The sequence below is a fragment of the Candidatus Dormiibacterota bacterium genome (assembly GCA_035635555.1).
In the GTDB taxonomy this organism is placed as follows: domain Bacteria; phylum Acidobacteriota; class Polarisedimenticolia; order Gp22-AA2; family Gp22-AA2; genus Gp22-AA3.
The window spans coordinates 70,116-79,901 of record DASQAT010000039.1; the positions used below are offsets into that span (position 1 = coordinate 70,116).

Sequence of the window (9,786 nt, forward strand, 5' to 3'; positions counted from 1 at the left end):
TCGGGTTGCCGACTCAGAGGAGGAGAACGATGAGCATCCGTGGGCGTGCGTTATCCGGTTTGGCCGCGTTGCTCTTCGCAGGATTTGGCGCGAGCGTGTGCTTCGCTCAGACCCTGGAGACGGAGACCGCGCGGTTGCTTCCGGCGGGCTGGTGGAAAACCGGCAGCGCGTATGAATTCCAGAGATCGTCCGAGGGAACGGAAGCCGCCCTCCCCTTTCTGGCCGAATACGGCGTGACGGACAATCTGGAGCTCATCATGGAGCCGGTGCCGTACACCGCCATCCGTCCGAAGGCCGGCGAGCACGCGGCCGGCAGCGGAGACTTCGAGGTGACGCTCACATATCGGTTCATGCAGGAGGGTCGGCGGGTTCCGGCAATGGCGATGGCGGGGGAGGTCAAATTCCCGACCGCGCGCGACACTCTCATTGGGACCGGGAAGACCGACTATGCGGCGTATTTCATCGCCAGCAAGCGTCTCGGCCGTTTCGACACGCACTTGAACTTGTCGTACACCGTCCCCGGCAGTCCGGCCGGCGCCAGTCTCAACAACCTCATCGGCTACGCACTGGCAGCGGTGTATCGTCCCAACGATCACATCGAGTGTTTCGCAGAGGTGTTTGGAAACACGTCGGCCGGTTCGGGGGGCGAGGTAGGTGACACGGCCGGTGCAGCAGCCGTTGTGCCGGAAGCCTCGGGCGGAGAGCTGGTTGGCACTCTGGGTGCCGGCAGGTATGTTCGGCCCAACCTGCTCGTGTATCTCGCCGTCAGCTACGACAACAACAATGCGCTCCAAGTACGCCCCGGCCTGACGTTCCGCTTCCCGACGGCTCGCGCCGGACGGTCGCTCACCAACTGAATCTTCGCGGTCCGGCCCCTCCGACTCATGGGGCGCCGAACGGTCCGGCGTAGATCCGCACGATCCGGTTGGCGAGATCGCCGAGATCGATGTCGGAGCGGTTCGCGAGCAGGACGACCGTGAAGCCATCGTCCGGGTAACGGACGATGAACGCCTGGTAACCGTTCCAGCTCCCCGGATGCTCCAGGCGGCGGCGCAGGAAATCCCTCTTCAGAAACCACCCGAAGGCGTAATCGCTCGCGCTGCCGTCGTTGAGCCGCATCGGTCGCACCGCCTCGCCGAACGTCTCGCGGCTCACCAGGCGCCCGCCGTCGAGCGCCTCGTTCCAGCGGCGGAGATCGTCGAGCGTCGTGTTGACCGCGCCACTGCCGACGAGGTAGTCCAGGGGGTGCTCGGGACTGGGAGCGAACTCCTTGCCGAGCGGCGTGTAGCCGCGGGCGCGGTCCGGCACCGGGACGTCCGGACGATCACGCAGCCGCGTGTCCTTCATCCGCAGCGGCTCGAAGATCCGCCGGCGCAGGAGATCCCCGAACGGCTCCCCGGCGGCCTTCTCGAGGACGAGCGCGAGCATCTCGTACCCGGCGTCGCTGTACTCGAAGCGTTCGCCCGGGGGGAAGACCGGCTCGCCCCATCCCGCCAGGAAGGCGAGCGCCTGCTGGTTCGAGACCCAGGAGCCGGCGGCGCCGGAGCGTGTCAGCGTGTCGTAATAATCCGGCAGCCCGGAGGTGTGCGTCAGCAGGTGGCGCACCGTCATCGCCGGGCCGAACCGGGACAGCTCCGGCAGGTATTGGACGACCGGGGCGTCGTAGTCGAGCCGGTCCTCCTGGTGCAGGATCATGGCCAGCATGGCGGTGAACTGCTTCGACACCGACGCGAGGTCGAACACCGTCCGTGGTCCGATCGGGATCTGGCGCTCGACGTCGGCCATCCCGAGCGAGGCCGTGTACACGACGGCTCCACTCCGAATCACCATCACCGTCGCCCCCGGAGCATGGTCGCTGGAGAGCGGTGCCAGGAGCGCGTCGATCCGCTTCGCGGGATCCGCCGTGCGACATCCCAGGAGCAGAAACCAGGCGAGGACGGGCACCAGGCGCGACATGAGGATCGCCGGCGCGCGGCGATCGAGGAGGGCCGGCCGGCCCGCAGACGAAACGGCTATGAAGCGCATATCCGCCCTGGGATTATGCGTCAGAAGATTCCCGTCTTGCGAAGGCGTGCCTGGTACCTGCGAGGGATCAGGTCCCGAGCGAGCGGACCCGGTAGTCGACGTTGTGCTGGATCCAGGCCCACAGCCGTTCCTGGTCTTCCGCCGCCCCGCCCGGCCGGATCTGGCCCTTCCAGCCCTTCATGATCTCGGCGTCCACGGTCCACAGGCGGACGCGCTGGTGCGGCACCAGGTCGTGCCAGTTCCTGCCGACCTGGGGGCTGACGTAGGCGAGCCGCACGCTCATCCGCCGGGACAGGTACTCCAGAGGCCCGAGGTCGATGTGCTTGTAGACCGCAGCGGAGCCGGACTTCGCCTTGTGAAGAGAGACATCGGGGACGCCGTCCGTGACCACCGTCAGGGTGACGGGCGCCAGGACGAGATTGCGCTCCTTCACGATGCGGGCCACCTGCTGGAAGAAGGGATTGAAATCGGTCAACGAGTCGCTGGGCGGAAACCAGGCCCTCAGATCGTGTTCGATCTCCCGGATGTTCTTGTCGGCGAAATCCTGGATCGGATGGAACGCCTTCGGCTCGTCGGGATTGCGCCCCCCGATCGCCCCGACGAACAGCTCCCGCGGCGTGTCGAGCCCGCCGAGCTCGTGGAGATGACCGTAGATGTAGTAGGCGAGAAAGGCCATCGCGTCGTCGTAGGACCCTGAATTCCTGAACGACCCGCTGGTATCGACCCCGACGAACAGCGTGAGGCGCGGCTTGCGCTCGCCGGACTCGAGGCCGCACCCAGCGAGCAGCACGGCATTCAGGAGGACGACCGCCAGGAGTCCGCGGGACGCGACGCGCGCGCGCCTCACTGGCTCTCCGCTCTCTTCGGCTGCAGCCGGATGGTGTTGGCGATGTCGCGCGTGTCCATGATGTCCTTCAGGCTCTTCAGCGGCAGGCCGATCACCGGCTTCGACGCCACCAGGATCATGACGAAGTTCAGGGCCGCGGCGAGCACGTGCAGGAACGGCAGCGCGAGGTATTCCATGATCTCGTCGCACTTCTGGTGCAGCCAGTCGGTCTCCCGCTTGAAGTCCTGGATCAGCTCGTGCCAGGGACTTGCCGGCTCCGGCCCGGCCGGTTGCTGGGCCGGCGCCTCCCCCTCGGGCAGGGGCTGGCGGGAGATGAAGGCCAGAAGCGGCGGCGTGCCGTACTGCCCGAACAGGAACCAGGTCATGCCGCGGATGCCGATCCAGCCGAATGTCGCCACGGAGAGAGTGAACCCGATTCCCAGGCGGAAGCGCTCACCGGTCTGCTGCGCGATCCAGGGCGTGATCGCGTCCACCAGCTCGCGATAGAGGAACATCACCTCGAAGAACATCACGAACAGCTCGACCAGGACCATCTGGACGATCAGCTTGATCTCGCGCTTCCTGAAGCTGTCGATGAGAGCCTGGATGCAGGCGAAGCTGCCCAGGATCAGGAGGAGCAGGAACAGGTACAGGACGGGCCCGGCGAGGCGCGGCGCCTCCATCCCGACCAGATCCGCCAGGACCTCCGACACGGTCGGGAACAGGGTGTAGGTAAAGATCGTCGCCTCGAGCAGGCACCAGAACAGCAGCATCATGAAGGCGATCCATGGCACGCCGGGCCGGAAGTAGCTCTTGGAGAGCCGGCCCGTGAACGTGAAGGGGGCGATCAGAAGCTGCCGCAGCGCTTCCATCAGAAGGCGCAGGGCGAGGCGCGCGAGAGTCAGGACCCAGCCGATAGCCACGACGACCAGCCGGAACAGCCCGATCCAGTAAAACCATACGGCCCGGGCCGCGTCCCACCAGCTCAGGACCACCATCCCCGCGAATTTGACGCGCGCCGACCGGAACAGCACGGTGTAGAGCGACAGCTGCGTGCACCAGACGGCGGCCACGAAAAGAAGGACCGGGAGAAGTAGAAAGACGACTTTGCCCACGGCGGCCCAGTCGGACGACGACGAAAGGAAAAAATTGAGCAACCACTTCTGCATTCCGGCGATCCACGTGATCGGCGCCAGAAGCATCCGGAACACCGACTGCCAGAGGTCGGAGTCCGCGGTGACAGTGCTGTTCAGCATGAGCCCCTCCCTCGGTTCGAACCCGACGAGCACCGTACGATGAACTGAAGGTAGTGTCCTTTGCGGTGGAGTCAAGCGAGCCCGAAGGGGCGGTTACCTCATTGCGATCCCTGTCCCGGCCGCATCGCCGCCCGTCGGCTTTCTGACCGTGTCCGGGGCCGCCGCGTGTCGCGTTTGCACGCGCGGGCCCCTTGCGTGCCGGCGCGCCCTGTTGTAAACAGGAACGCGTCAAGGAGGACGACCCATGGACAAGGCACGGGTGTTCGCGATCGCGGCGGCGCTGCTCGCGCTGACGTCGGGTGTATCGGCCGCCGTCCGGACAAGGGATGTCGAGTACAGGCAGGGGGACACCGTCCTGCAGGGATTTTTCGCATGGGACGACGCCGCGAAGGGCAGGCGGCCCGGGGTGCTGGTCGTGCACGAGTGGTGGGGGCACAACGAGCACGCCCGCGACCAGGCGAAGCGTCTGGCGCAGGCGGGCTACGTCGGCTTCGCGCTCGACATGTACGGCAAGGGGAAGGTGGCCACGCATCCGAAGGACGCCGAAGCGTTCATGACCGAGGCGACGAAGGACCCCGCGGTCTTGACCGCCCGGTTCAACGCGGCGCTGGAACAGCTCAAGCGGGATCCTCACGTCGACCCGGATCAGATCGCCGCGATTGGATACTGCTTCGGGGGCGGGGTCGTTCTGGGCATGGCGCGCTCAGGCGCCGACCTCGACGCGGTCGTGACGTTCCACGGACATCTGGCGACGAAGACGCCGGCCGGGAAAGGGAAGATCAAGGCGCGCATCCTCGTCCTCACGGGCGCCGACGATCCGATGATCCCGCCCCGGCAGGTGGAGGCGTTCAAGAGCGAGATGACGGCCGCGGGGGCGAAGTTCGAGGTGATCAGCTATCCGGGGGCGAAGCACAGCTTCACCAACCCTCGGGCGGACAAGAGCGGGATGGACGGTCTGGCGTACAACGCGGACGCCGACGCGAAGTCCTGGGCCGCCATGCTGGATCTGTTCCATCAGGTCTTCCACTGAAAGGAGTCGCGACCATGGTGTTCCACGGCGTAGACGTGAAGAAACAGTTCAAGCGCATGCGGGAGCTGGCGCCCGAGTCCTACCGGGCGTTCCTCGAGTTCGACGGCAAGGCGTTCGCGGACGGCGCCTTGCCCCTCAAGACGAAGGAGCTGATCGCGATCGGTATCGCGCACATCACGCAGTGCCCGTGGTGCATCGACGCGCACTCCCGGCGCGCGCGCAAGGCCGGGGCGAGCGACGCCGAGATCGGCGAGGTGATCTTCGTGTCGATGGCCCTGGCGGCGGGGGCCGCCTGGAGCCACGGCGGCCTGACGCTCCAGTGCCTGGACGAGCATCAACAGACTTGACGGTCTCTCATCAGCAGGAGATGCCGGCGCGGCAGGATCCGATCCGGCACGCCTCTCGGCCCCCTCCATGACGCTCTCACAGTGTTTTTCCGTCAAGGCATCGGGGTATCTACCCGATACGCGCGCGTCCATGGATCGGGCCATCCTTGTTGCTCCTAAGGAGGGTGCATCGCAATGAGACCGAACAAGCATACGCGGCGACGAGCGCTGGCGGCACACATCGTGCCGGCGCTGCTGGTGATGTTGTCCTGGTCATGGGCGCCGGCGCAGGTGCCCCTGGCCGGCGCCGTGCCTTCGGGCACCACGCGCATCGAGGAGAACAATCCATCCGTCCTCTACACGGGAGTGTGGTACCCGCAGCATCGCTCCGATCTGAGCGGCGGCTCGATCGTCGAATCGCCGTATCCGATCGGGACCGCCACGCTCCCCTTCAACGGAACCGGAGTCCGCTGGATCGGCTTCAAGGCTGTCTGGGGCGGGATCGCGGAGGTCTATCTGGACGGTGCGCTGAAGGCGACGGTCGATGGCTACGCGCCGACCGAGCAGGCACAGGCCGTCATGTACACGGCCAGCGGCCTGTCTCCGGGTCCCCACACGCTGACGATCAAGACCACGGGTGCGTGGAACCCGGCCGGATGCTGCAGCTGGGTCGTCGTGGACGCCTTCGACGTGATGTAGCCGGCAGGGTCAGCCCGTCAGCGAGGTGCGTCCCCCTTGACGACCGGCTTTCCTGCCTTGATCCAGCCCTGGATTCCCGACGGCATGACGAAGATCTCGCGGTAGCCGAGATCGGCGGCCCTCCGGGCCGCGTGGTGGCACTCCATTCAGAGCTCGTTCATGCAGTAGAAGATCAGCGTGGTGTCCTTGTCCGCCGGCAGGACCCCTTCCTTGATGTCCTTGCTGTTCAGGCGGACGGCGCCCGGAACATGGTTTTCGGCGTAGGTCTCGGGGCGGTTGCCGTCGTAGATATGGATGTTGGGCTGCCCGAGGCGCCTCTCGACCTGGTCCACGGTGAATCGACCGAAGGGCTCGGGTTCGGGCATCTTTTCCTTGTCGGCCGGCCTGGCCTTCGGCACGACGGCGAGGGCGAGAAGCAGGGCCGCGACGACAGCAGATGACTGGCGCCATGACAGCATGGGAACCTCCCTCAAGCATCGGCGAGCGCTGGCTTCCGACCCCGCCTGTGCCAGCCAGTATAGGCGATGAGGGTCGCGAAAGCGTGCCGCGGCCGGGTCAGGCCGGCTTCCGCCCGGGCCGCCCCCAGATGCGATCTGCTAGACTGCGATTCCGTGAAAGGAGGCCACTCCATGGCAGAGCGTCGTGTCTTCCGGTGGACGTATCGGGACTTGTGGATGACCGTGACCGTGTGTCTCGTGGTCGCGAGCCTGGTCCTGCTCGCCCGGCCCCTCTGGGCGCAGAAGGCCCAGGAGAGCTTCAGGGACAAGTTCAATATCGCAGAAGAGACGGGCGGGGTAGCCATCGCCACGAGCAGCGACGGAAAGTACGTCTACGTCGCGGGCAGGAACGGAATCATTGTCTCCGACGATTTCGGCAAGACAGGCTCGTGGGTGCAGACGGTCAGGATGAAGTAAAGAGGAGACACATCAAACAGGCCACCCGAGGCCCAGAGAGGTGCGTTCATGGCCGAACAGGAGTCCGACCAGCCGGTACGCCGGCACATCGAACATCTCGTCAAGGAAGAGCACCGGCTCTTCGAGCAGGGGAAGCTCTCGGACGCTGACCGTCAGCGACTGGATCAGCTCAAGATCGAGCTCGATCAGTGCTGGGATTTGCTGCGCCAGCGTCGGGCGCTCAGGGAGTTCGGTGACGACCCCGCGCAGGCGCGCGTCCGGCCGCCCGGGATCGTCGAGAACTACGAGCAATGAAGCAGAGCACGGCGCTCCCGGCCGGGACGGCGGCTCCCGCTTCACCGCGCAGCTCCTGGCCGCCCAGGGTCGCTCAATTGTCGGCGTGCGCTCTCGCGGGCGAGGCGCGGGTCGAGGTCCAGGCGGGGAGAGGCATCAGCAGGCGCTCCGAGAGCGCGTTGACGTACGGCTCGTAGGTCCCGCGAAGATCCGCGAGGCGCTGCGCCGCATCGGCGGTGTCGGAGACCGGCCGGCCGGCTTCGCCGAGCAGCCGGAAGAGCCGGGCGGCATCCGCAGGGGAGAGTCGGTCCGGAGAGGGCGCGCGCGGCTCGAGGCGGAAGACCTGGGCGAGGTCGACGACGGCGTGCCGGGCCATCGCGAACGTGACGCGCGCCTCCCAGGACGACTCGTCCCGGACGCAGGCCATGAGAAGCGCGCAGGAGTCGAGGACCGTCGTCAAAGCGGCGAGCCACGACTGGTGAGCGTGCTGCGAGCGGAAATAGGCGAGGACGGGATAGGAGAGGTGGCTCTCCATCAGCTCCGCGGTCCACTTCTCCCATTCGTGCAGGAATCGATCCAGGTGATGCAGGCGCTCCCGGCCGTGGCGGAGCAGCAGCTCGTCGACCGTCGGGGGGGAACCGGCCCTCGGATCGAGGAGCGTGATCGACACCTCGCGCCTTGAGAAGGCGTTGTAGAGGACGGGGAAGTAGCCGATCACGAGGGCCAGGAAACCGAAGCCGACCCCGGACTCCACGACCGTCAGGCTGCGTGCCAGCGGCCCGCGTGGCGCCACGTCCCCCAGACCGAGCGTGAAGAAAGTCGTGCCGCTCAGGTAGAGATAAGTCCCGAACGACGGTGGCGCGTCGAGCGTGTGCAGCGTGGTCCCGAGTGACCACTGGAGCGCTCCGAATCCGAGCACGAGGCTCGCGGCCCACAGCGCCAGAAGGAACAGCAGCGAGAGCGGTCCGAAGACGCCCAGGAAGGACTCGCGCCTCGCGCGCGAGCCGATCCGGCGTGCGACAGCGGCCCAGAGCGACCAGCTCAGACGGTAGAAGAGGCGCGCCAGGCGCCACCGGCGCGTGACGCGCCGCGGCAGGACAATCGCCTCGAAGGCGTCCCAGAGGACGGTGCCGATCAGGGCGACGGCAATGAAGGCTACTGGAAACCGCGCCACAGCGATCGTCACGCCTCATCCTCCCGGACGGGTCCGGATCCGTGGCGGGCATTCTAGCAAAGCCGATCGTTTCAGGCGCTCTTCGACTCCTCCTCGCCGGACTCCGCGACCGGCCCCAGCCACGCGCTGCCCAGTCTCTCCGCCTGATAAAGGATGAGCGCGGCGAGCCGCCGGGACTCGTGACGGTCCAGCCGCACCACACGGTACGCGTCCGGGTTCGCTCCCCTGATATGCATCTCGATGAAGGGGCGCAGCGGATCGCGCAGCACGAGAATCTCTCCCGATTCTTCGTCCATGGTCTTCATTCCTCCATTCTCATGCACGACCTTGTAGCCGCGGGCGGTGAAGGTTCTGTGACCCTCGGGTCACAGGCAGGTGAACGGTGGGGTCGCCTGAAAAACGAAGCCCCCCGGGACGGACCCGGGGGGCTTGTGTATTGCACGAACGTGAGGCAGGGAATCAGTACATGTCCCCGCCCATGCCGCCAGGACCGCCGGGCATGCCGGCGCCGGCCTTCTCCTTCTCGGGGATCTCGTGGATCATCGCCTCGGTGGTCAGCATCAAAGCCGCGATGCTGGCCGCGTTCTGCAGGGCCGTGCGGGTGACCTTGGTCGGGTCGATGATACCGGCCTGGAACATGTCGACCCACTTGCCGGCGTAGGCATCGAAGCCGATGGACGCCTTGTCCTGCTCCTTTCCCTGCTGCACGATGATCGAACCCTCGAATCCGGCATTGATGGCGATCTGCCGGATCGGCTCCTCCAGAGCCCGGCGGACGATGTTGATGCCGGTCTGGACGTCCTCATTCTTCTCCTTGAGCGTTTCCAGCGCCGGGATGGCGCGCACCAGGGCGATGCCGCCGCCGGGGACGATCCCCTCCTCGACGGCCGCCTTGGTCGCGTGCATGGCATCCTCGACGCGGGACTTCTTCTCCTTCATCTCGCTCTCGGTGGCCGCGCCGACCTTGATGATGGCGACCCCCCCGACCAGCTTCGCGAGCCTCTCCTGCAGCTTCTCGCGATCGTAGTCGGACGTGGTCTCCTCGATCTGGGCCCGGATCTGCTTCACCCGGCCCTCGACATCGGCGCGCTTCCCCTTGCCCTCGACGACCGTCGTGTTGTCCTTGTCGGCGGTGATCTTCTTGGCCTGGCCGAGGTCCTCGATCTTGACGTTCTCGAGCTTGATGCCGAGGTCCTCGGTGATGCACTTGCCGCCGGTGAGGATCGCGAGGTCCTCGAGCATCGCCTTGCGGCGATCGCCGAA

Annotated in this window: 14 protein-coding genes; 6 read left to right on the plus strand and 8 right to left on the minus strand. The window is 66.4% G+C overall.

Features of this window, described 5'->3' with window-relative positions:
- The first annotated feature begins 29 nt into the window (after positions 1 to 29).
- Complete coding sequence (locus VEW47_11015) at positions 30 to 857, plus strand: hypothetical protein (GenBank protein HYS05709.1); 828 nt, start codon at positions 30 to 32, stop codon at positions 855 to 857.
- Between the two features lie 25 nt (positions 858 to 882).
- Here VEW47_11015 and VEW47_11020 read toward each other — a convergent pair whose 3' ends face one another.
- The 3 genes from VEW47_11020 to VEW47_11030 all read right to left on the minus strand — a co-directional run bounded on the left by VEW47_11020 (position 883) and on the right by VEW47_11030 (position 4,107).
- On the minus strand, positions 883 to 2,025 hold the full coding sequence (locus tag VEW47_11020; protein ID HYS05710.1) for a serine hydrolase domain-containing protein: 1,143 nt from the start codon (positions 2,023 to 2,025) through the stop codon (positions 883 to 885).
- Positions 2,026 to 2,092: 67 nt separating this feature from the next.
- The gene (locus VEW47_11025) at positions 2,093 to 2,872 is read right to left on the minus strand and encodes a hypothetical protein (GenBank protein ID HYS05711.1); all 780 of its coding nucleotides are present in this window, start codon (positions 2,870 to 2,872) and stop codon (positions 2,093 to 2,095) included.
- Positions 2,869 to 4,107 (minus strand): hypothetical protein, encoded by a 1,239-nt coding sequence (locus VEW47_11030; GenBank protein HYS05712.1) that lies wholly within the window; start codon positions 4,105 to 4,107, stop codon positions 2,869 to 2,871. Before VEW47_11030 ends, VEW47_11025 begins: the two co-directional genes overlap by 4 nt.
- Before the next feature lie 244 nt (positions 4,108 to 4,351).
- Between VEW47_11030 and VEW47_11035 the strand changes: the two genes are divergently transcribed.
- From VEW47_11035 to VEW47_11045, 3 genes are all read left to right on the plus strand, one after another.
- Positions 4,352 to 5,137 (plus strand): dienelactone hydrolase family protein, encoded by a 786-nt coding sequence (locus VEW47_11035; protein ID HYS05713.1) that lies wholly within the window; start codon positions 4,352 to 4,354, stop codon positions 5,135 to 5,137.
- Positions 5,138 to 5,151: 14 nt separating this feature from the next.
- Positions 5,152 to 5,484, plus strand: a complete 333-nt coding sequence (locus tag VEW47_11040) for a carboxymuconolactone decarboxylase family protein (GenBank protein HYS05714.1) — start codon at positions 5,152 to 5,154, stop codon at positions 5,482 to 5,484.
- Positions 5,485 to 5,658: 174 nt separating this feature from the next.
- A complete protein-coding gene (locus tag VEW47_11045; GenBank protein HYS05715.1) occupies positions 5,659 to 6,162 on the plus strand; it encodes a hypothetical protein in 504 nt (167 codons plus the stop codon).
- Between the two features lie 17 nt (positions 6,163 to 6,179).
- Here the strand turns inward: VEW47_11045 and VEW47_11050 are convergent, their stop codons facing one another.
- Complete coding sequence (locus VEW47_11050; GenBank protein ID HYS05716.1) at positions 6,180 to 6,308, minus strand: hypothetical protein; 129 nt, start codon at positions 6,306 to 6,308, stop codon at positions 6,180 to 6,182.
- Positions 6,309 to 6,620 (minus strand): rhodanese-like domain-containing protein, encoded by a 312-nt coding sequence (locus VEW47_11055; GenBank protein ID HYS05717.1) that lies wholly within the window; start codon positions 6,618 to 6,620, stop codon positions 6,309 to 6,311.
- 171 nt (positions 6,621 to 6,791) lie between these two features.
- Here VEW47_11055 and VEW47_11060 point away from each other — a divergent pair, with 171 nt between their 5' ends.
- Both VEW47_11060 and VEW47_11065 read left to right on the plus strand, forming a co-directional pair.
- Entirely contained in the window at positions 6,792 to 7,076 is a 285-nt protein-coding gene (locus tag VEW47_11060) for a hypothetical protein (protein HYS05718.1), read from the plus strand.
- A 48-nt stretch (positions 7,077 to 7,124) separates the two neighbouring features.
- Positions 7,125 to 7,370, plus strand: coding sequence for a DUF2630 family protein (locus VEW47_11065; GenBank protein HYS05719.1), 246 nt, complete (start codon positions 7,125 to 7,127; stop codon positions 7,368 to 7,370).
- 73 nt (positions 7,371 to 7,443) lie between these two features.
- Here VEW47_11065 and VEW47_11070 read toward each other — a convergent pair whose 3' ends face one another.
- From VEW47_11070 to groEL, 3 genes are all read right to left on the minus strand, one after another.
- Positions 7,444 to 8,535 carry a potassium channel family protein gene (locus VEW47_11070; protein ID HYS05720.1) on the minus strand — a complete coding sequence of 364 codons (1,092 nt, stop codon included), beginning with the start codon at positions 8,533 to 8,535 and terminating at the stop codon, positions 7,444 to 7,446.
- Between the two features lie 59 nt (positions 8,536 to 8,594).
- The gene (locus VEW47_11075) at positions 8,595 to 8,828 is read right to left on the minus strand and encodes a hypothetical protein (protein ID HYS05721.1); all 234 of its coding nucleotides are present in this window, start codon (positions 8,826 to 8,828) and stop codon (positions 8,595 to 8,597) included.
- A gap of 154 nt (positions 8,829 to 8,982) precedes the next feature.
- The coding region (groEL, locus tag VEW47_11080; GenBank protein ID HYS05722.1) for a chaperonin GroEL at positions 8,983 to 9,786 on the minus strand (804 nt) is incomplete at its 5' end.

Coding starts and splice junctions, on each gene's coding strand:
- VEW47_11065 (HYS05719.1), top strand. CDS start 7,125: ATGGCCGAACAGGAGTCCGACCAGCCGGTACGCCGGCACATCGAACAT.
- VEW47_11020 (HYS05710.1), bottom strand. CDS start 2,025: ATGCGCTTCATAGCCGTTTCGTCTGCGGGCCGGCCGGCCCTCCTCGAT.
- VEW47_11015 (HYS05709.1), top strand. CDS start 30: ATGAGCATCCGTGGGCGTGCGTTATCCGGTTTGGCCGCGTTGCTCTTC.
- VEW47_11035 (HYS05713.1), top strand. CDS start 4,352: ATGGACAAGGCACGGGTGTTCGCGATCGCGGCGGCGCTGCTCGCGCTG.
- VEW47_11040 (HYS05714.1), top strand. CDS start 5,152: ATGGTGTTCCACGGCGTAGACGTGAAGAAACAGTTCAAGCGCATGCGG.
- VEW47_11060 (HYS05718.1), top strand. CDS start 6,792: ATGGCAGAGCGTCGTGTCTTCCGGTGGACGTATCGGGACTTGTGGATG.
- VEW47_11075 (HYS05721.1), bottom strand. CDS start 8,828: ATGAAGACCATGGACGAAGAATCGGGAGAGATTCTCGTGCTGCGCGAT.
- VEW47_11045 (HYS05715.1), top strand. CDS start 5,659: ATGAGACCGAACAAGCATACGCGGCGACGAGCGCTGGCGGCACACATC.
- VEW47_11055 (HYS05717.1), bottom strand. CDS start 6,620: ATGCTGTCATGGCGCCAGTCATCTGCTGTCGTCGCGGCCCTGCTTCTC.
- VEW47_11050 (HYS05716.1), bottom strand. CDS start 6,308: ATGGAGTGCCACCACGCGGCCCGGAGGGCCGCCGATCTCGGCTACCGC.
- VEW47_11030 (HYS05712.1), bottom strand. CDS start 4,107: ATGCTGAACAGCACTGTCACCGCGGACTCCGACCTCTGGCAGTCGGTG.